At 55.8% G+C, this 19,514-nt stretch carries 17 protein-coding genes; 10 read left to right on the top strand and 7 right to left on the bottom strand.

Annotated features, from left to right (window positions below):
• Positions 1–169 precede the first annotated feature (169 nt).
• Together ybbP and ybbA are read right to left on the bottom strand one after the other, a co-directional pair.
• A complete protein-coding gene (gene ybbP, locus ACLHV8_RS24135) occupies positions 170–2,584 on the bottom strand; it encodes a putative ABC transporter permease subunit YbbP (protein WP_208594344.1) in 2,415 nt (804 codons plus the stop codon).
• Positions 2,581–3,267: a putative ABC transporter ATP-binding protein YbbA gene (ybbA, locus tag ACLHV8_RS24130; RefSeq protein ID WP_208594345.1), complete on the bottom strand. Its 687-nt coding sequence runs from the start codon at positions 3,265–3,267 to the stop codon at positions 2,581–2,583. The genes ybbP and ybbA overlap by 4 nt, the downstream gene beginning before the upstream one ends.
• Between ybbA and tesA the strand changes: the two genes are divergently transcribed.
• From tesA to ACLHV8_RS24115, 3 genes are read left to right on the top strand one after another with little or no spacing between them, the layout of a single operon-like run.
• On the top strand, positions 3,238–3,861 hold the full coding sequence (tesA, locus tag ACLHV8_RS24125) for a multifunctional acyl-CoA thioesterase I/protease I/lysophospholipase L1 (RefSeq protein WP_028017590.1): 624 nt from the start codon (positions 3,238–3,240) through the stop codon (positions 3,859–3,861). The genes ybbA and tesA overlap by 30 nt on opposite strands.
• 28 nt (positions 3,862–3,889) lie before the next feature.
• Positions 3,890–4,660, top strand: a complete 771-nt coding sequence (locus ACLHV8_RS24120) for an SDR family oxidoreductase (RefSeq protein WP_208594346.1) — start codon at positions 3,890–3,892, stop codon at positions 4,658–4,660.
• 58 nt (positions 4,661–4,718) lie between these two features.
• A complete protein-coding gene (locus ACLHV8_RS24115) occupies positions 4,719–5,573 on the top strand; it encodes a co-chaperone YbbN (protein ID WP_023293125.1) in 855 nt (284 codons plus the stop codon).
• A gap of 51 nt (positions 5,574–5,624) precedes the next feature.
• Here the strand turns inward: ACLHV8_RS24115 and fetB are convergent, their stop codons facing one another.
• Positions 5,625–6,407, bottom strand: a complete 783-nt coding sequence (gene fetB / locus ACLHV8_RS24110; RefSeq protein WP_208594347.1) for an iron efflux ABC transporter permease subunit FetB — start codon at positions 6,405–6,407, stop codon at positions 5,625–5,627.
• Positions 6,400–7,071 (bottom strand): iron efflux ABC transporter ATP-binding subunit FetA, encoded by a 672-nt coding sequence (fetA, locus tag ACLHV8_RS24105; protein ID WP_049007461.1) that lies wholly within the window; start codon positions 7,069–7,071, stop codon positions 6,400–6,402. The genes fetB and fetA overlap by 8 nt, the downstream gene beginning before the upstream one ends.
• A gap of 136 nt (positions 7,072–7,207) precedes the next feature.
• Between fetA and ACLHV8_RS24100 the strand changes: the two genes are divergently transcribed.
• A complete protein-coding gene (locus ACLHV8_RS24100; RefSeq protein WP_024906863.1) occupies positions 7,208–8,122 on the top strand; it encodes an SPFH domain-containing protein in 915 nt (304 codons plus the stop codon).
• Entirely contained in the window at positions 8,119–8,571 is a 453-nt protein-coding gene (locus tag ACLHV8_RS24095) for an NfeD family protein (RefSeq protein WP_208594348.1), read from the top strand. Before ACLHV8_RS24100 ends, ACLHV8_RS24095 begins: the two co-directional genes overlap by 4 nt.
• Here the strand turns inward: ACLHV8_RS24095 and cueR are convergent.
• Entirely contained in the window at positions 8,568–8,978 is a 411-nt protein-coding gene (gene cueR / locus ACLHV8_RS24090; protein ID WP_028017595.1) for a Cu(I)-responsive transcriptional regulator, read from the bottom strand. The two genes, ACLHV8_RS24095 and cueR, sit on opposite strands and share 4 nt — an antisense overlap.
• Before the next feature lie 108 nt (positions 8,979–9,086).
• On the opposite strand from cueR, the gene copA reads away from it, so the two are divergent.
• The 3 genes from copA (at position 9,087) to ybaK (ending at position 13,109) form a co-directional block, all read left to right on the top strand.
• Positions 9,087–11,585, top strand: a complete 2,499-nt coding sequence (gene copA, locus ACLHV8_RS24085) for a copper-exporting P-type ATPase CopA (RefSeq protein ID WP_410376788.1) — start codon at positions 9,087–9,089, stop codon at positions 11,583–11,585.
• A 50-nt stretch (positions 11,586–11,635) separates the two neighbouring features.
• Entirely contained in the window at positions 11,636–12,430 is a 795-nt protein-coding gene (locus ACLHV8_RS24080) for a TraB/GumN family protein (RefSeq protein ID WP_208594350.1), read from the top strand.
• Positions 12,431–12,629: 199 nt separating this feature from the next.
• Positions 12,630–13,109, top strand: coding sequence for a Cys-tRNA(Pro)/Cys-tRNA(Cys) deacylase YbaK (gene ybaK / locus ACLHV8_RS24075; RefSeq protein WP_028017598.1), 480 nt, complete (start codon positions 12,630–12,632; stop codon positions 13,107–13,109).
• A gap of 47 nt (positions 13,110–13,156) precedes the next feature.
• Here ybaK and ushA read toward each other — a convergent pair whose 3' ends face one another.
• Positions 13,157–14,809 carry a bifunctional UDP-sugar hydrolase/5'-nucleotidase UshA gene (ushA, locus tag ACLHV8_RS24070; RefSeq protein ID WP_208594351.1) on the bottom strand — a complete coding sequence of 551 codons (1,653 nt, stop codon included), beginning with the start codon at positions 14,807–14,809 and terminating at the stop codon, positions 13,157–13,159.
• Positions 14,810–14,978: 169 nt separating this feature from the next.
• On the opposite strand from ushA, the gene ACLHV8_RS24065 reads away from it, so the two are divergent.
• Complete coding sequence (locus ACLHV8_RS24065) at positions 14,979–16,199, top strand: MFS transporter (protein WP_028017600.1); 1,221 nt, start codon at positions 14,979–14,981, stop codon at positions 16,197–16,199.
• 230 nt (positions 16,200–16,429) lie between these two features.
• The gene (gene ybaL, locus ACLHV8_RS24060) at positions 16,430–18,106 is read left to right on the top strand and encodes a YbaL family putative K(+) efflux transporter (RefSeq protein ID WP_208594352.1); all 1,677 of its coding nucleotides are present in this window, start codon (positions 16,430–16,432) and stop codon (positions 18,104–18,106) included.
• A 92-nt stretch (positions 18,107–18,198) separates the two neighbouring features.
• On the opposite strand, the gene ACLHV8_RS24055 is transcribed toward ybaL, so the two are convergent.
• The gene (locus ACLHV8_RS24055; protein WP_128348585.1) at positions 18,199–19,503 is read right to left on the bottom strand and encodes an inosine/guanosine kinase; all 1,305 of its coding nucleotides are present in this window, start codon (positions 19,501–19,503) and stop codon (positions 18,199–18,201) included.
• Between the last annotated feature and the right edge of the window lie 11 nt (positions 19,504–19,514).

Below are 19,514 nucleotides of genomic sequence, written 5' to 3'. Positions count from 1 at the left end.
TAGACACGCTGCTAAATATTTAGCGGGTGAATATTAACTAGAAATAATCAGTCTGTGTGGACGGTTTTTTAATGTTTTGTGCTACTAAATGAGTGGGTATTATCTTTTTGTGCCATTAAATTACTACGCACCGATATAAAAACCGGTGCGTAATTATCACCACATTGAATCAACTCTCAAACTGGCGGAACAGGGCTTTGCCCTTTAACAAGCGTGTACCGAGCCAGCCTCCACAGAGGGAAAGCAGTACCGCACCAAAGAGAGGCAATGTCAGCCAAAGACGCCAGTCAGGCTCCCATGGGAAGTCGAAGACCTTTGTCTGCAGGACAGCCAGCGCCGTCTCTGCACCAATGGCCGCGACCAGACCTGCCACCAGCCCCAGCAGTGCGAATTCACTCCAGAGCGTCGCCCGCAGCAGCCGCTTACCGGCCCCCAGCGTGCGGTAAACCACCAGCTCCTGATGGCGCTGGCGCATCCCCACCTGTACCTGGGCCAGCAGCAACAGCACGCCACAGATCGTAACCAGCACCACCATCACCTCCAGTGCGCGGCTCACCTGCTCCAGCACCTGTCCCACCTGCTTCAGGATCGCCCCAATATCCAGCAGGCTGACCGTCGGAAACTCCCGGTTAAGCTGGGTCAGCATGCCGTTGCCGTTTTCCCAGCGGAAGCTGGTCAGCCAACTCTGTGGCTGCCCGTCCAGCGCCCCCGGCGGGAAGATAAAGAAGAAGTTGGGCCGAAGGCTTTCCCAGTCCACCTTACGCAGGCTGGTGACTTTCGCGGTAAAATCCTGCGTATCCCCGGTAAACGTGACGCTGTCTCCCAGCTTAACGCTCAGACGCTTCGCCAGCCCCTCTTCCATCGACACTTCCCCCACTTTCGGCGGCCAGGTTCCGGCGGTAATGGGGTTATGATCGGGGCGTTTTTCCTGCCAGGTCAGGTTCAGCTCGCGGTTAAGCGACTCGTCCTTGTTCCCTTCCGTTGACTGACCGTTGATCTGCGTCAGCCGCGCGCGAACGATGGGGTAGAACGACTCGGGGATAATGTGATGCTCCGACAGAAATCCCTTCAGCGGCGTGACCTGCTCAGGCGCGATATTGATCAGGAAATAGTTTGGGCTTTCCGGCGGAAGCTGCTGCTGCCAGCGATCCAGCAGATCGCCTCGCAGCACCAGCAGAAGTGCCAACAGCATAAACGACAGCGAAAACGCCGAAAGCTGGCTGAGCGTGGACCAGGGCTGATGCAGCAGACGGTTCACTGCCAGCCGCACGGGAAGCGATTTTACCGTGATTTTTTTCAGAATATTGAGCAGTATCCAGCCCAGTACGCCGCACAGCAGCGCCAGAACAACCGCCCCGGACAGTACTGCCCAAAGCAGAGTGCTGCCCCCCATCAGCCAGGTCAGCAGCCCAACCGCCACCGCGATTATCACAGGAAGATAGAACTTCAGCGGCCAGACGTTTGCCACGACGTCACGGCGTAAAACACGCAGCGGCTGCGTCGCAATCAACAGCCGGTACGAACGGAGCCCCACCAGCACCGAAATTACCGTCATCGCGCCCATCGCCCACAGCCACGGCCAGAGGCTGGCCGGCGGCAATGCTGCCGGGAGCACCGGTTTCAGCATCACCATCAGCAGTTTTTCGAACAGTAGCCCCATTACCCCGCCGGTGAAGGCCGAGAAAAGCAGCAGCATCAGCCACTGGCCGACAATCAGCTTACGCAACTGCACCCTGCCCGCACCCAGCGTTTTGAGAACCGCCACCAGATCGTAACGGCTGCGGCAGTAGTGCCCCATTGCGACGGCAACTGCCGCCACTGCCAGCAATAGCGTTAACAGGGCCGAAAGCAGCAGGAACTGCTGAGAACGCTCGAGGGACTTACCGAGCGCTCCCTCGTCCTGCTCCAGCCCGTACCAGCGGTGTTCCGGTTTTAACTGCGGCAGAAGCCATTTTTCATACGCGTCAAGCTGGGCAGGCGTGCCGCCAAACTTATAGCGCCAGGTGACGCGGCTACCCGGCTGTACGGCATTGGTTTTCGCCACATCGGCGGTGTTCATCAGTAATCGCGGCGCGAGCTGGAACGGATTAAACCCGGAGTCAGGTTCCTGAACCACTTCCCCGGCAATTTTCAGCGTAGCATCACCGACATCAATGCTGTCGCCCGTATTCAGGTTCAACAGCGCCATCAGGCGCGGCGCTAGCAGCACCGTGCCGGGTTTGGGTTTCAACCCTGGTGGGCTGGTTTGCAGTTCGCCATACATCGGGTAGATGTCATCGACGGCTTTGACGCTTGCCAGCTGCGGCGTTTCGCCCGCGAAGGTCATGGTCTGGAAGCTTATCTGCTCCCCGACCTTGAGCCCCCGCTTGCGCGCTTCATCAATCCAGCCCGGCGGAACCCCGCGTGAACTTTGTAGCGCCCTGTCTCCCGCCATAAACTCCCGGCTTTGCTGACTGAGCCCTTTCTCCATGCGGTCGCTGACGCTGCCGAGCGCCAGCACGCACGCTACCGCCAGGCTTAAGGCCAGCCAGACTATCAGCAGCGAGGGCGAGCGCCACTCGCGCCAGAACCAGCGGGCAATCATGCTTCCTCCTGAAGAACACCGTTGACCAGCCGCAGACGACGGTCACAGCGGGCGGCAAGTTGCGGGTCGTGGGTCACGAGGATCAGCGTAGTGCCATGTTCACGGTTGAGCGAAAACAGCAGGTCAGCAATCTTGTCCCCGGTTTTACGGTCAAGGTTACCGGTAGGCTCATCAGCGAACAGTACCTCCGGACGACCGTTAAACGCGCGCGCCAGCGCCACGCGCTGTTGCTCCCCGCCGGAAAGCTGTGCCGGAAGATGGTCGAGGCGTTTGCCCAACCCCAGTTGCTCCAGTAAGGCCTTTGCATGCGCGCGGCTTTCACGGCTATTTTCGCCGCGCAGAAGCGCCGGGAGTTCGACGTTTTCCAGCGCGTTCAGCGTCGGGATAAGCATAAAGGACTGAAAAACAAAACCGATGTGTCGCGCACGCAGCGCAGCGCGCGCCTCTTCATCAAGCTGATGCAGCGGTTGCCCGACAAGGTGGACCCCTCCGCTGCTTCCGTCGTCCAGACCCGCCAAAATTGCCAGCAGCGTAGACTTACCGGAACCGGATTCGCCAATCAGCGCGATGGTTTCAGCGCGTTTGACAACGAGTTCAACTCCAGTAAGGATGGAAAGCTCGTGTTCCCCCTGACCGACGGATTTCTTAAGACGATGAACTTCAACACTGTTTTCCGCTGGCATTTGCCCTTCCTGTTTTTGATTCTGATGACCTTCCGCGCGGCGGCAGCGGACACGTTACTGGTTCTCGGCGACAGCCTGAGTGCAGGCTATCGCATGGCCGCCAGCGCGGCCTGGCCTGCTTTGCTCAATGATAAATGGCAGAGCACAACGCCGGTGATCAATGCCAGCATCAGCGGCGATACCTCGCAGCAGGGCTTGTCGCGGCTGCCTGCCTTACTCAAACAGCATCAGCCGCGCTGGGTGCTGGTTGAGCTTGGCGGCAATGATGGCCTGCGCGGTTTTCAGCCTCAGCAAACAGAACAGACGCTGCGCACCATTCTGCAGGATATCAAGGCGGCAAACGCCCAGCCGCTGCTGATGCAAATTCGCCTGCCCGCTAACTACGGTCGTCGGTATAATGAGGCCTTTAGCGCGATCTACCCAAAGCTTGCCAAAGAGTTTGATATTCCGCTGCTGCCATTTTTCATGGAAGAGGTCTATCTCAAACCCCAATGGATGCAAGACGATGGGATCCATCCCAATCGCGATGCTCAGCCGTTTATTGCCGACTGGATGGCAACGCGGCTGGCCCCTTTAGTTAAACATGACTCCTGATTAAGCGGAGATCCTGACAGGTAAAGTTATGCAAAAATCGGTCTTAATTACAGGATGTTCCAGTGGAATTGGCCTTGAAAGCGCGCTCGAATTAAAGCGCCAGGGATTTCGGGTCCTGGCAGCCTGCCGTAAACCCGACGATGTCGAACGCATGAACGGGATGGGGTTTACCGGCGTGCTGCTGGATATGGACTCGCCGGAGAGCGTTGAACGCGCCGCCGATGAAGTGATCGCGCTGACCGATAATCGTCTGTACGGGCTCTTTAACAATGCCGGCTACGGCGTGTATGGCCCGCTGGATACGCTCTCCCGCGAAACGCTGGAAAAACAGTTTTCGACCAACTTCTTCGGCGTGCATCAACTGACTATGCGCCTGCTCCCCGCCATGCTGCCGCACGGTGAAGGACGTATCGTGATGACCTCCTCGGTGATGGGCCTGATCTCCACCCCAGGCCGCGGCGCCTACGCCGCCAGCAAATATGCGCTGGAGGCCTGGTCTGACGCCCTGCGCATGGAGTTGCGTCACAGCGGCATTAAGGTCAGCCTGATTGAACCCGGCCCCATCCGCACCCGCTTTACCGAAAACGTCAACCAGACGCAGGCGGACAAACCGGTCGAAAACCCTGGCATCGCCGCACGTTTTACCCTCGGGCCGGAAGCGGTTGTCGCGAAAGTGCGCCATGCTTTTGAGAGTGAAAATCCAAAAATTCGCTATCCGGTGACGCTGGTCACCCATGCCGTAGGCTGGTTAAAACGCCTGCTGCCGGGCCGGATGATGGACAAAATTTTACACGGTTGAGTTGAAGCAACGACGCTCACCCCCATGTAAAGAACAAACCGACAAAAGAGAAAGCCGCATGTCCGTACAGAATATCGTCAATATTACTGAAGCAAACCTGCAACAGACCCTCGAACAGTCAATGACCAAACCGGTGCTGTTCTACTTCTGGTCTGAGCGAAGCCAGCACTGCCTGCAGCTGACGCCGGTACTGGAAAGCCTTGCCGCACAGTACAACGGCCAGTTCATTCTCGCCAAACTGGATTGTGACGCCGAGCCAATGGTGGCATCTCAGTTTGGTCTGCGCGCGATTCCAACCGTCTATCTTTTCCAGAACGGTCAGCCTGTTGATGGTTTCCAGGGGCCGCAGCCGGAAGAGGCTATTCGCGCTCTGCTGGATAAAGTCCTGCCGCGTGAAGAAGAGCTGAAAGCGCAGGAAGGCATGGCGCTAATGCAGGAAGGCAAATATGACGAGGCGCTGCCGCTGCTCAAAGAGGCATGGCAGTTGTCGAAGCAAAACAGCCAGATTGGTCTGCTGCTGGCGGAAACGCAGATTGCACTACACCGCTCAGAAGACGCAGAAGCCGTGCTGAAGACGGTTCCACTTCAGGATCAGGACACCCGTTACCAGGGGCTGGTCGCGCAAATTGAGCTGCTGAAGCAGGCGGCAGACACCCCGGAAATTCAGCAGCTGCAACAGCAGGTAGCTGACAACCCGGCCGATGCCGCGTTGGCAAGCCAGCTGGCGCTGCAGCTGCATCAGGTAGGGCGTAACGAAGAAGCACTGGAGCTGCTGTTTAGCCATCTGCAAAAAGATCTGGCTGCCGCAGACGGCCAGGCGCGTAAGATGTTCCAGGAAATTCTGGCCGCGTTGGGCACCGGCGACGCGCTGGCGTCGAAGTATCGTCGTCAGCTTTACGCGCTGCTGTATTGATGCACTTTGCCCGGGGGCGGCTTCGCCTTACCGGGCCGACAAAAGCCGATATTACCCCGTCTTTTTCAACTGCGTCACCACCAGCTGGTGGCGCGCGTTATAGAACTTCCGGTAGGTCAGGTAACAGGCAATGATGGTTGACAGGCTCGCCGTTGAGAGCAGCATAAACGTTACCATAATCTGATACTTAATCGCTTTTACCGGATCGATACCGGCAAAAATCAGCCCCGACATCATACCCGGCAGGCTCACCAGTCCCACCGTTTTGGCAGAATCCACCGTCGGGATCAGCGATGAACGGATGCTCTCACGGATCAGCCGCGCCGAGGCCATTTTAGGCGTTGCCCCCAGGCTTAACTTCTCCTGCAACTGCTGCTGTTCACTGCTGAACCGTTGGCCCAGATTGTTGTAACACAGCCCCACGGCAACCATCGCGTTTCCGGCGATCATTCCGGAAATGGGGATGACCTGCATTGGCGTAAACACAATTGAACCAGAGAGCACCAGCACTGCCAGCGTGAGCGCCGTCCCGGTCGTTATGGCAATAAACGACGAGATAAAGGCCTTATCAATGTACTTACTGCGTTTTTGCGCATTCCACGCTGCGTTAAAGCAGATAAAAAGCACCATCAGCAGCGTCAGCACGGCGTGGTTGACGTTGAAAATATACTTCAGCACATAGCCGACAATAATCAGCTGAATAACCGCCCGGCAGATACTCCACAGAATATCTTTTTCCAGCCCCAGCTTTTCCCGGTAGCTGACCACAATCGCAATCAGCACCAGCACCATCGAAAACGCCAGGGATTCATTGGTAATATTATGCTCACCCACGGTTAGCCTCCTGCATTTTCCCACCGTGCGGCTGGAGCGTAATCACGTCATCCGCATGGGTTATTTCGTTAGCGTCGTGCGTCACCCACAGCACGGCAACATTCTGCTTGCTGGCGTAATGATGAATGATGTCGTTAACGTTGCGCTTATTGGCCTCATCCAGCGCGCTGGTGATTTCGTCCAGCAACAGCACCCTGGGTAAAAATTGCAGATTACGGATCAGCGAGACGCGTTGCTTTTCTCCACCCGACAACTCACTCACGGCTTTGGTCAGCGTCTCCTGCGGCAAGCCAAAACGTTCCAGATCGGCCGATAACCGCTCAGGATCGGGCGTCTTATTGCGAATTTTCCAGGGAAAAATCAGGTTGTCATACACCGTATCGCCGAAGAGCGTGGGCGTTTGTACCGAGTATGAGACCTGCTGGCGATACGCCTCAGGAGAGAGCGTTGCAATATCCTTCCCCTCAAAAAAAATCTTGCCTGAGGTCGGGCTGAGCAGCGAGGCAATGATTTTTAGCAGCGTACTTTTCCCGCAGCCCGATGGCCCGGTGATCAAACGAAACTCCCCCGGCGAAACGGTAAAGCTGACATTATTCAGAATAGTGGTTTCACCCACACGGTAGCCTACATCCGCGATTGTTAAAATCGCGCTGTTATCCTTCATGTTATTTCCTGCCTTCATCCCAATAATTAGCAGTAGTCTACGGCGATTAGTGATTGTATGGCGACTTTCCTCGTATACTTAGGGTCAACAAACAGCCATACGGTTTCCGCCACAGCATGCAAAACAGGAGGTTTTTATGCTCATCGTTGTTCCTGTCCTTATTTTCGTTGCGCTGGTTATTGTCGGCGCTGGCGTCAAAATTGTCCCGCAGGGTTACCAGTGGACAGTCGAGCGTTTCGGACGTTACACCAACACATTACAACCTGGTTTAAGCCTGATTGTCCCTTTCATGGACAGAATTGGTCGTAAGATCAACATGATGGAACAGGTGCTGGATATTCCTTCTCAGGAAGTGATCTCTAAGGATAACGCCAATGTCACCATTGATGCCGTCTGTTTTATTCAGGTAATTGATGCGCCAAAAGCGGCCTATGAGGTGAGCAATCTGGAGCTGGCTATCGTTAACCTGACGATGACCAATATCCGTACCGTACTGGGTTCGATGGAGCTGGATGAGATGCTCTCACAGCGAGACAGCATCAATACCCGACTGCTGCACATTGTCGATGAAGCGACGAATCCGTGGGGGATCAAAGTCACCCGTATTGAGATCCGCGACGTTCGCCCGCCGGCTGAACTGATCGCCTCCATGAACGCCCAGATGAAGGCCGAGCGAACCAAACGTGCCTATATTCTTGAAGCCGAAGGGGTACGTCAGGCCGAGATCCTCAAAGCGGAAGGGGAAAAACAGTCGCAGATCCTCAAAGCCGAGGGCGATCGCCAGTCTGCGTTCCTCCAGGCGGAAGCGCGTGAACGTTCGGCCGAAGCGGAAGCTCGTGCCACCCAGATGGTGTCAGAGGCGATTGCCGCTGGTGATATCCAGGCCGTGAACTACTTTGTCGCGCAAAAATATACCGACGCGCTGAAACAGATCGGCTCAGCAAACAACAGCAAAGTGGTCATGATGCCGCTGGATGCCAGCAGTCTCATGGGCTCTATTGCCGGGATCGCTGAACTGATCAAAGACAGCGGAAACGAGCGTAAAAAATGATTGAGCTTATTGCCGCATATCCTCACGCTTTCTGGCTAAGCCTCGGGGGGTTATTGCTGGCCGCTGAGATGCTGGGCGGCAACGGCTACCTGCTCTGGAGCGGTGTCGCCGCCGTCATTACCGGGCTGCTCGTGTGGCTTCTGCCGCTCGACTGGGCGTGGCAAGGTGCGTTGTTTGCCGTACTGACACTGGTGGCTGCATGGCTGTGGTGGCGCTGGCTTAACCGACGGGTTAACGAGCAGAAACCGTTAGATGCGCACCTTAATCAGCGCGGGCAGCAGATTGTCGGCCAGCGTTTTACGCTCGACACCGCGCTGGTGAACGGGCGTGGACATATGCGCGTGGGCGACAGTTCGTGGCCTGTCGTGGCCGACGATGACCTCAGCGCCGGAACGCGGGTTGAGGTCGTTGCGGTAGAAGGAATAACTCTGCGGGTTAAAGCCTGTTAAACAGATGCCTTACGATGGCAGCAGCCAGCAAGATTATCTATGATCGGGCAATCGGCGCTGTCATCTCCCGGACATGATTCCGCCAGCGCCAGCAGCTGTTTGCGCATCGCCTGTAACTCGGTGATGTGGCGTTCAATCTCAGCCACCTTTTCCAGCGTGCGATTTTTCACATCAGCGCTGTGACGCTTCGGATCGTTAAACAGATTCACCAGCTCGCCACACTCTTCCAGATTAAAACCGACCTGTCTTGCCTGACGCAGCAGCGTCAGTTCGTCAAGATGCAGTTGCGTGTAACTGCGGTAGCCGTTTTCGCTGCGCAGCGGCGGTGTCACCAGCCCTTTCTCTTCATAAAAGCGAATCGCTTTGCTGGTTAAGCCGGTTTTTTTCGCAACATCACTGATATTCACATTTCCCCCTTGACCTTCCCCTTGATGGAAGGTTTAACCTTCATAACAGTTAGCCAAAAGCGTTATGTTGGTCAACAACTGACCAGATCATTATACGGGAGTTTTGTTATGTCTCACACTATTGACCTGACATTGGACGGCCTCTCCTGCGGCCACTGTGTCAAACGCGTTAAAGAAAGTCTGGAACAGCGTCCTGACGTTGAAAGTGCTGAAGTTACCATCGATCATGCCGCCGTAACCGGTAGCGCCAGCGCGGATGCGCTGATTGATACCATCAAGCAGGCCGGTTACGGGGCGGAGCTGAGCCACCCAAAGGCTAAACCGCTGGCAGAGTCATCATCCCCGTCGGAAGCACTGACAGCGGCCACTCCTGAGCTTCCGGTAGCTGATGATATTGATGACAGCCAACAGCTGCTGATCAACGGCATGAGCTGCGCCAGCTGCGTCTCCCGGGTACAAAACGCCTTACAGGCCGTACCGGGCGTCGCGCAGGCACGGGTCAATCTTGCGGAGCGCACCGCGCTGGTGATGGGCAGTGCCTCCGCCGCAGATTTAGTGCAGGCCGTTGAGAAAGCAGGCTACGGCGCTGAAGCCATCGAAGACGATGCAAAGCGTCGTGAACGTCAGCAGGAAACGGCGGTTGCCACCATGAAACGCTTCCGCTGGCAGGCAATAGTTGCCCTGCTGGTCGGGGTTCCGGTGATGGTGTGGGGCATGCTCGGCGACAACATGATGGTCACCGACGACAACCGCACGCTGTGGCTGGCGATCGGTTTGATCACCCTTGGGGTGATGATCGTTGCAGGCGGACATTTTTATACCAGCGCCTGGAAGAGCCTGAAAAACCGCACGGCGACAATGGATACGCTGGTAGCGCTCGGCACCGGCACGGCGTGGCTATATTCGATGAGCGTGAACGTCTGGCCCCAGTGGTTCCCGATGGAGGCGCGACATCTCTATTATGAAGCGAGCGCGATGATTATCGGCCTGATTAACCTGGGCCATATGCTGGAAGCCCGCGCGCGTCAGCGTTCCTCAAAAGCGCTGGAAAGATTACTTGATTTAACGCCGCCAACCGCGCGCGTGGTCACAGAGGACGGTGAAAAGAGCGTTCCGCTGGCCGAGGTTCAGCCCGGCATGACGCTGCGACTGACCACGGGCGACCGCGTGCCCGTTGACGGTAAGATATCCCAGGGCGAAGCCTGGCTGGATGAAGCGATGCTGACCGGCGAGCCTATCCCTCAGCAGAAATCCCACGGTGACGCCGTTCATGCCGGTACGGTGGTACAGGACGGCAGCGTGCTGTTCACCGCCAGCGCCGTCGGCAGCCACACCACCCTGTCACGCATTATCCGCATGGTGCGCCAGGCGCAGAGCAGCAAGCCGGAAATTGGCCAGCTTGCGGATAAAATCTCAGCCGTTTTTGTTCCGGTCGTGGTCGGTATTGCCCTGCTGAGCGCGGCTATCTGGTACTTTTTCGGCCCCGCACCGCAGATTGTTTATACCCTGGTGATCGCCACCACGGTGCTGATCATCGCCTGTCCTTGCGCACTCGGTCTTGCCACACCGATGTCGATTATCTCCGGCGTAGGCCGCGCCGCCGAGTTTGGCGTGCTGGTGCGGGATGCGGATGCACTGCAGCGGGCCAGTACGCTCGACACGCTGGTGTTTGATAAAACCGGCACGCTGACCGAAGGCAAACCGCAGGTTGTGGCCGTGAATACGACAGGCCTGACAAAAAATGACGCACTGCGTCTTGCTGCCGCGCTTGAGCAAGGCTCCAGCCATCCTCTGGCTCGCGCGATTATTGAGAAAGCCGGGAATGCCAGCCTGCCGCAGGTGAGCAATTTCCGCACCCTGCGCGGGCTCGGCGTCAGCGGTGAAGCAGAAGGCCACGCGCTGCTGCTGGGCAACCAGGCATTGCTCAATGAAAACGGTATTGATACTGCCGAGCTGGAAAGCGAGTTGAAGGCGCAGGCGTCTCAGGGCGCCACGCCGGTTCTGCTGGCGGTGGATGGCAAAGCCGCCGCGCTGCTGGCCGTGCGCGATCCGCTTCGCCAGGACAGTGTGGATGCCTTAAAACGCCTGCACCGCGCGGGTTATCGCCTGGTCATGCTGACCGGGGATAACCCGACCACCGCCAACGCCATCGCGAAAGAAGCCGGTATTGATGAGGTCATTGCTGGCGTACTGCCGGACGGTAAAGCTGACGCAATCAAGAAACTGCAAAGCCAGGGGCGTCAGGTGGCAATGGTCGGCGACGGCATCAACGATGCCCCTGCGCTGGCCCAGGCGGATGTCGGTATCGCCATGGGAGGCGGGAGCGATGTCGCTATCGAGACGGCAGCGATCACGCTGATGCGCCATAGCCTGATGGGCGTTGCTGATGCGCTGGCCATTTCAAAAGCCACGTTGCGCAACATGAAGCAGAACCTGCTGGGGGCATTTATCTACAACAGTTTCGGCATTCCGATTGCCGCCGGGATTTTGTGGCCGCTGACCGGCACGCTGCTGAACCCGGTGGTCGCAGGTGCAGCCATGGCGCTCTCCTCCATCACCGTGGTGAGCAACGCCAACCGACTGTTGCGGTTTAAACCGAAAGATTGAACCTTGTTCTCGTACGCGCTAGCATGAACCTTTCAGTTCATGGAGCGCGTATGAGTCTGTTTAATCGTATAAAAACATCGTTTCGCGCCCTATTCCCCCGCCGTTATGCCTGGCCCGGTCTGGATATCTCGCTTCCTGGCGGCCAGCACCTGCACCTGGTGGGCAGCATCCATATGGGTACGCAGGATATGTCTCCCCTGCCTCCTGGTCTGATAAAACTTCTCAAGCGCGCCGATGCGCTGGTTGTTGAGGCGGACATTTCGGGCCATGAATCACCGTTTGCCGGTCTGGAGAGCACTCTCAGCCTGGCAGAACGTCTGGATGATGATCTGCTCGCGGAACTGACGCGCGTCGCGGATGAGACGGGCGTGTCGCTCTCGATGCTCGACGCTCTGCCGCTCTGGCAAATTGCCATGGTGCTTCAGGCCACGCAGGCGCAACGTCTGGGTCTGCGCGGTGATTACGGCATTGATTACCAGTTACTGAATATGGCAAGGGCACGCAGGATGCCGATCATCGAACTGGAAGGGACGGACAGCCAGATTGCGCTGTTGCGACAACTGCCTGACGACGGTCTGATGCTGCTGGATGATACCCTGACCCACTGGCACACCAACGCGCGCCTGCTGCAGACCATGATCGGCTGGTGGCTGGATGCTCCCCCCGCAGACAGTAAGCTGGCGTTACCGTCTACATTCAGCGAATCGCTGTATGATGTGCTGATGAATGCGCGTAATAAAGCCTGGCGGCAGACGCTGCATGCCTTACCTGCCGGGCATTACGTTGTCGCAGTAGGTGCATTACATTTGTACGGAGAAGGGAATTTGCCGTCACTGTTGAAATAAAAAAATGGCCAATATTTCTATTGGCCCGTCAAAGAGGAATTTCATCGTTTTTATTATGCCGAAGGAGACCTTCGGTTGAGCCGATTGTCGCTCAAAGTGACCATCACTGCCAATACTATTGCGCAAGATGGTGCTATTTTTTAGACAAACGTCAGGCGTATGCTGTGAGCATGAATTGTCTGTCGTAAGAAGGATAGCTATGACTCCCGCCGTTAAATTACTCGAAAAAAACAAAATTCCTTTCCGGATCCATACCTACGATCACGATCCGAATGAAACCAATTTTGGTGATGAAGTGGTGCGCAAACTGGGGCTGAACGCTGACCAGGTCTATAAAACGCTGCTGGTCGCCGTGAATGGCGACATGAAGCACCTCGCCGTCGCGGTTACGCCCGTCGCCGGGCAGCTTGACTTGAAGAAAGTGGCGAAAGCGCTGGGCGCGAAAAAAGTGGATATGGCAGACCCAATGGTTGCGCAACGCACCACGGGCTACCTGGTCGGCGGGATCAGCCCACTCGGGCAGAAAAAACGGCTGCCGACGCTGATAGATGCGCCTTCACAGGAGTTTGAAACCATCTTTATATCCGGCGGCAAACGCGGGCTGGATATTGAACTCGCGGCGGGCGATCTGGCGAAAATGCTGGACGCGAAATTTGCGGATATTGCACGCCGGGAGTAAGAGAAAAGCCGGGTAAGGCGCAGCCGCTACCCGGCAAAACAACCGCACTACTGCCAGCTCACCTCACCCTTCGGCTCGTATGCATTCACATCAATCGGCGAGTTTTGCTCGATGAACTGCTTCAGCACTTCCGCGTCGATAAAACCGGTGTTCACATAGCCTGGTTTGTTATCAATATGCGGATAGCCGTCACCGCCGGTGGCGTTAAAGCTTAACGTCGCCAGACGGTACGTTTTAGCCGGATCAACCGGTTCGCCTTTGATCTTCAGATCGTTAAGCTTGCCGTCTTTCGCCACAAAGCTCACGTTGGCAAACTGCGGATAGGCACCGGAATCCGGCTTCATCTGCGCCACGGCGGTCAGGTAGTCCATGACCTCTTTCCCGCTCATGTCCGCATAGACCACCACGTTACCGAACGGCTGCACCTTCAGAACGTCTTTATAGGTAATGTTTCCACCTTCGATGGAATCACGAATACCGCCGCCGCTCATTACGCCAAAATCAGCGCCGGTACGCGTCATTTGCGCTGCCAGCACCAGATGCCCCATATTGGTCTGCACGAAGCGAACTTTGCTACGATCCCCTTCCAGACGACCATTGAGCGTGCCAATCTTCACATCCAGCTGTGCCTTACCTTTATTCTGGAACGGCGTCAGCAGGGAGAGCATCTGCTGGTTTTCAGCAATCTCCGGGGTGTAAAGTACGCGCTCACTTTTCCCGTCAGGATAAGTGACTTTCTTCTTCAGGTTGACCGGGATGAGCTGGTAATGCACCAGTTTCATCTCGCCGTTACGGAACTCAAAATCCGCCCGGCCCACGTATTTGCCCCACTCATGCGCCTGCACAATCCAGATGCCGTTCTGACGGTCTGGGGCACACGGCGTGCCTGGCACGTAATCAACCTGCTTTTTATTCTCGGAGGCCATGCAGACCGGATCCTGTGAGTGACCGCCCACAATCATTGCCAGCGAGCCAGCCGGCAGGCTGCGCGCCATCTCCACGTCACCTGGCGCATTAGAGCCGTGCTCGCCATTGTCATAGTGCCCCATGTGGGTGGTGGCAATAATCACATCCGGTTTTTCGTTCTGCTGTAATTCCTGAATAACCAGCTTTGCTTCGTCTGCCGGTTTACGGAATTCGATATCGGTAAAGAACTCCGGGTTGCCAATTTTCGCCGTATCGTCAGTGGTTAGGCCAATCACCGCGATTTTCAGGTCCTGGCGCTTAAACAACGCCCAGGGTTTAAACAGGCGTTCGCCGGTACTTTTCTGGTAAATATTGGCGGAGAGGAACGGGAATTTTGCCAGTTTTTCCTGCTGGCGCAGTACCGTTAGTGGATTATCAAACTCGTGGTTGCCGACGGCCATCGCATCGTAACCAATCAGATTCATACCGCGAAAATCGGGCTCGGCATCCTGTAAATCGGATTCCGGTACCCCGGTGTTGATATCTCCCCCGGACAGCAACAGCACGCTGCCGCCCTGAGCCGCCACCTCTTTACGAATACCATCCACCAGCGTTTTTTGCGCCGCCAGACCATATTCGCCGTATTCACTGCGCCAGAAATGCCCGTGGTGATCGTTGGTATGCAGAATGGTGATTTTGTAGGTTTTATCTTTTTCGTATGCCTGCGCGGGCAGGCTTACCAGGCCCCATGCGGCGATAAGCGCCAGCGCGACGCCCCGCTTCATTAACTTCATCTTTTCTCTCCCTGACCAATAGACAAAGGCAAAAATTACAATGACTCACAATAATAGACAAATAAGTTTTCAGAATTGCGACTTTCTTCAAATGCCCCTGACAGGTATGTTAGTTGGATAATAATTACATCCTGCATTTCTAATAACTAAAGACGTGGTAATTCTCTCTATGGCAATCAGTGAATCAACCCAGCCCGTTCCGGGCGTGCCGGCGTCACCGCCGAAATCGCGCACCTCTTTTAAAGTCTTAGGTGCAATCAGTCTTTCTCATCTGCTCAACGATATGATCCAGTCGTTGATTCTGGCAATTTATCCGCTGCTGCAATCAGAGTTCTCTTTAACCTTCGTGCAGATCGGGATGATCACCCTGACCTTCCAGCTCGCGTCCTCGCTACTGCAGCCAATAGTGGGCTACTGGACGGACAAATACCCGATGCCATGGTCGCTACCGATTGGCATGTGTTTCACCTTAAGCGGGCTGGTACTGCTGGCCATGGCTGGGAGTTTTGAAGCGGTGTTAATCGCCGCCGCACTGGTGGGCACCGGCTCGTCGGTCTTCCACCCGGAATCCTCCCGCGTGGCGCGTATGGCCTCCGGTGGTCGTCACGGCCTGGCGCAGTCACTCTTCCAGGTGGGCGGTAACTTTGGTAGCTCTCTCGGCCCGCTATTGGCCGCGGTGATTATTGCCCCTTACGGTAAAGGCAACGTGGCATGGTTTGTGCTAGCCGCACTGCTGGCGATTATCGTACTGGCGCAGATCAGCCGCTGGTATGCCGCTCAACATCGGGTGAACAAGGGTAAACCTAAAGCGAAGGTGATTAATCCTCTACCGCGTAACAAGATTATCCTGGCGGTTTCCGTCCTGCTGGTGCTGATTTTCTCGAAATATTTCTATATGGCGAGCATCAGCAGCTATTACACCTTTTATCTGATGCAAAAATTCGGATTATCGGTACAAAATGCGCAGATCCACCTGTTTGCCTTCCTGTTTGCGGTCGCTGCCGGGACAGTGATTGGCGGGCCTGTGGGGGATAAGATTGGGCGTAAATATGTAATTTGGGGCTCTATTCTCGGCGTGGCACCGTTTACCCTTATTTTGCCGTACGCCAGCCTTGAATGGACGGGAATTTTAACCGTGATTATTGGTTTTATCCTCGCTTCCGCGTTTTCCGCCATTCTTGTCTATGCGCAAGAGCTGTTACCTGGTCGTATCGGTATGGTTTCCGGACTCTTTTTCGGGTTCGCCTTTGGCATGGGTGGGCTTGGTGCTGCGGTGTTAGGGATGGTTGCGGATCACACCAGCATCTTCCTGGTTTATAAAATCTGCGCTTTCCTGCCACTTCTTGGGATGTTGACCATATTCCTGCCTGATAACCGTCACAAAGCGTAAATTACAGGTAGCCAAAGTTTTACTTTGGCTACCTGACACCCTGATGCCATAAGGGTTTCTTCTGCCTCCCCCTGCTGAATTTATCAAAATGCGCTTTTTTTCGTGCTTATTGCTGTTTTATTCAAATTTCAACAATTATTCATAAACATAAGAGTAAAAATTGTCATAAACTATTACTCGGTTTTTTTGGTTTGCGCCAAAAAGGAACACCCACAACGAAAGGAGACGGAATGCATCACGCCACACCGCTTATCACCACCATTGTTGGTGGCCTTGTGCTCGCTTTTATCCTTGGCATGATTGCCAATAAACTGCGTATTTCTCCCCTTGTCGGCTATTTGTTAGCGGGTGTCCTGGCGGGACCGTTTACGCCGGGTTTCGTTGCGGATACCAAACTGGCTCCTGAACTGGCGGAATTAGGCGTGATTCTGCTGATGTTTGGCGTCGGTTTGCATTTTTCACTGAAGGACCTGATGGCGGTAAAGTCGATCGCCATACCGGGAGCGATCGCCCAGATAGGGGTAGCGACGCTGCTGGGGATGGCGCTTTCAGCAATTCTTGGCTGGTCGCTGATGACCGGCATCGTTTTTGGGCTGTGTCTTTCCACCGCCAGTACCGTGGTGTTGCTGCGCGCACTTGAAGAGAGACAGCTGATTGACAGCCAGCGCGGACAAATTGCGATAGGCTGGTTGATTGTTGAAGACCTGGTGATGGTGTTAACGCTGGTACTGCTGCCCGCAGTCGCCGGGATGATGGAAAAAGACAACGTCGGCTTTGCCTCGCTGGCACTGGATATGGGCATTACCATCGGTAAAGTTGTGGCGTTTATCGCCATCATGATGCTGGTGGGCCGCCGTCTGGTGCCGTGGATCATGTCCCGCAGCGCAGCAACCGGCTCACGCGAGCTGTTTACCCTCTCCGTGCTGGCGCTGGCGCTGGGTATCGCCTTTGGTGCCGTAGAGCTGTTTGATGTCTCCTTTGCCCTGGGCGCGTTCTTCGCCGGGATGGTGCTGAACGAGTCCGAGCTGAGCCACCGTGCGGCGCATGACACTCTGCCGCTACGTGATGCTTTCGCCGTACTGTTCTTCGTTTCCGTCGGGATGCTGTTTGACCCGATGGTCCTGATTCATCAGCCGCTGGCTGTGCTGGGCACGCTGGCGATTATTATCTTTGGTAAGTCGCTCGCGGCTTTCTTCCTGGTAAGGATGTTTGGCCACTCCCCGCGTACGGCGCTGACCATCGCCGCCAGTCTGGCGCAAATTGGTGAGTTTGCCTTTATTCTGGCGGGTCTGGGCATGGCGCTGAACCTGCTACCGCAAGCCGGGCAGAACCTGGTGCTGGCAGGTGCAATCCTGTCGATTATGCTGAACCCAGTCCTGTTCGCACTGCTGGAAAAATACCTCGATAAAACCGAAACGCTTGAAGAACAGACGCTGGAAGAAGCTATCGAAGAAGAGAAGCAGATCCCGGTAGATATTTGTAATCACGCCCTGCTGGTTGGTTTTGGTCGCGTAGGCAGCCTGCTCGGTGAGAAACTGATGGCGCAAGGGATCCCTCTGGTAGTGATTGAAACGTCACGCACCCGCGTCGACGAGCTGCGTGAGCGCGGTATCCGAGCGGTGCTGGGCAATGCGGCAAACGAAGAGATCATGAATCTGGCGCATCTGGACTGCGCACGCTGGCTGCTGCTGACCATCCCAAACGGCTATGAAGCGGGTGAAATTGTGGCTTCCGCGCGCGAGAAGTGCCCGACGATTGAGATTATCGCCCGGGCACATTATGACGATGAGGTGGAGTACATTACCGAGCGCGGTGCGGATAAGGTCGTGATGGGCGAGCGCGAGATTGCGAATACGATGCTGACGCTACTGGAGAAACCGCCGGCTGAAGAGGCGGTGACGGGGTAGGTTTGGTGCGGCCTGATGCCCTCACCCTGGCCCTCTCCCACGGGGAGAGGGAACAAACATTAAAAAAGGCAACTTACGTTGCCTTTTTACATTTACCGATCCCAATAAGCCTCTTCCAGGCTGTCTTCCCTTTCCGGCAGACCACGCGTTAAGCGCGGGGAATGCTGATTAAGCACCTGATAACTCACGCGGTTAGCGTATTTGCACACCTGCGCCAGCGACGAATAGGTCAGCCAGTTGAACTTGTGCTTGCTGGAATTCGGGACGTTAGTTTTATGGTAAGCATTCGCGGTGATGTCATGGAGCAATGCGGCCAGCGCGCCATCACCTGCACCGTTGGTGTTCATGATCTTCTCTGGCCCGCCCATATACGGGGCGATGTGCGAGTAGATACGCAGCGGATTAACACAGTCTTTAAAACGCATACCACGGCTGAACTCGTACTGGTTGAACTCGGCGATCGCGCCAGGCAGCAATGGATGCTGGGTTTTGCGCTTGCTCTCTTCTTCGGTGAAGCCCGCCATGTATAACCCAACCGGCCCTGCGGTACAGAGAACCAGATCCACCCACTCCAGCGCTTTATCAGACGCCAGCAGCGGATCGCTTTCGCCCGTCAGCGCTTCCGCCTCTTCTTCGTTCATCGCCAGAATCGAGACGTGCTCTTTCAGGAACACCTGCCACCACTCCGGATTGTCGGCAATCACGAATTTGGTGCCCAGCGTGAGAACGACGGGGACATTGTATTTCTTCGCGTACTCAATCGCTTTCATGGTCGCGTCCGGCATCGGCTCACCCGGTTTGCAGCGCACCAGATAGGAGGTCAGCACCAGCGCCGAGGCGCCTGCAATCACCTCTTCCGGGATGCTCTCGGCACGCAGTTTGTTCATGTGACCCGGGCTGATGGCAAAGGTACGCTCGCCGGACTCACCGATCAGCGTAAAGCAGCGGCCAATCGGCCCGTCGACCCCCTGGAGATAGTTCAGATCGGTACGGCTTGAGGTATTGCACAGATAACGGTAGGCATAGCCTCCAATTTCGATATTGCTGCACATTACGCCCAACAGTACCGAGCGGTCATCAGCCAGTACGGAGTAGTTGTGCATGGTGTTACCGATGGTACCGCCGGCAAACTGATGGGTGATCAGGTTTTCGCGCACCAGTTCCTGGTAAAGCGCTTCGGCAACGTCGTCCTCAATCACCAGCGAGTGCCCCGCGCTCAGACCGTAACGGGCGACAAACGCATCATCCACTTTCGCTTCAATGTCCACCAGCGTCTGGTCGATACCAACGACCCATGCGGCACTGGTTTCATTCTCAGGCTGGATTTGCTGCAGGAGCGGATCGCGGGCATCAACGGGAAAGTAGTGTTTGGATTTGCGTTTACCGGGAAATTTCATGGTCTGAACTG

Source organism: Enterobacter sp. CPE_E863 (genome assembly GCF_046521465.1).
Classification (GTDB): Bacteria; Pseudomonadota; Gammaproteobacteria; order Enterobacterales; family Enterobacteriaceae; genus Enterobacter; species Enterobacter adelaidei.
Note: the sequence above shows the minus strand (reverse complement) of the source record. Positions and strands in the feature narration are given on the sequence as shown.

What these genes read in the sequence shown, in the direction of transcription:
- ybbP (WP_208594344.1), bottom strand. Translation starts at nt 2,584, where the DNA reads ATGATTGCCCGCTGGTTCTGGCGCGAGTGGCGCTCGCCCTCGCTGCTG.
- tesA (WP_028017590.1), top strand. Translation starts at nt 3,238, where the DNA reads ATGAACTTCAACACTGTTTTCCGCTGGCATTTGCCCTTCCTGTTTTTG.
- ybbA (WP_208594345.1), bottom strand. Translation starts at nt 3,267, where the DNA reads ATGCCAGCGGAAAACAGTGTTGAAGTTCATCGTCTTAAGAAATCCGTC.
- ACLHV8_RS24120 (WP_208594346.1), top strand. Translation starts at nt 3,890, where the DNA reads ATGCAAAAATCGGTCTTAATTACAGGATGTTCCAGTGGAATTGGCCTT.
- ACLHV8_RS24115 (WP_023293125.1), top strand. Translation starts at nt 4,719, where the DNA reads ATGTCCGTACAGAATATCGTCAATATTACTGAAGCAAACCTGCAACAG.
- fetA (WP_049007461.1), bottom strand. Translation starts at nt 7,071, where the DNA reads ATGAAGGATAACAGCGCGATTTTAACAATCGCGGATGTAGGCTACCGT.
- ACLHV8_RS24100 (WP_024906863.1), top strand. Translation starts at nt 7,208, where the DNA reads ATGCTCATCGTTGTTCCTGTCCTTATTTTCGTTGCGCTGGTTATTGTC.
- ACLHV8_RS24095 (WP_208594348.1), top strand. Translation starts at nt 8,119, where the DNA reads ATGATTGAGCTTATTGCCGCATATCCTCACGCTTTCTGGCTAAGCCTC.
- copA (WP_410376788.1), top strand. Translation starts at nt 9,087, where the DNA reads ATGTCTCACACTATTGACCTGACATTGGACGGCCTCTCCTGCGGCCAC.
- ACLHV8_RS24080 (WP_208594350.1), top strand. Translation starts at nt 11,636, where the DNA reads ATGAGTCTGTTTAATCGTATAAAAACATCGTTTCGCGCCCTATTCCCC.
- ybaK (WP_028017598.1), top strand. Translation starts at nt 12,630, where the DNA reads ATGACTCCCGCCGTTAAATTACTCGAAAAAAACAAAATTCCTTTCCGG.
- ushA (WP_208594351.1), bottom strand. Translation starts at nt 14,809, where the DNA reads ATGAAGTTAATGAAGCGGGGCGTCGCGCTGGCGCTTATCGCCGCATGG.
- ACLHV8_RS24065 (WP_028017600.1), top strand. Translation starts at nt 14,979, where the DNA reads ATGGCAATCAGTGAATCAACCCAGCCCGTTCCGGGCGTGCCGGCGTCA.
- ybaL (WP_208594352.1), top strand. Translation starts at nt 16,430, where the DNA reads ATGCATCACGCCACACCGCTTATCACCACCATTGTTGGTGGCCTTGTG.
- ACLHV8_RS24055 (WP_128348585.1), bottom strand. Translation starts at nt 19,503, where the DNA reads ATGAAATTTCCCGGTAAACGCAAATCCAAACACTACTTTCCCGTTGAT.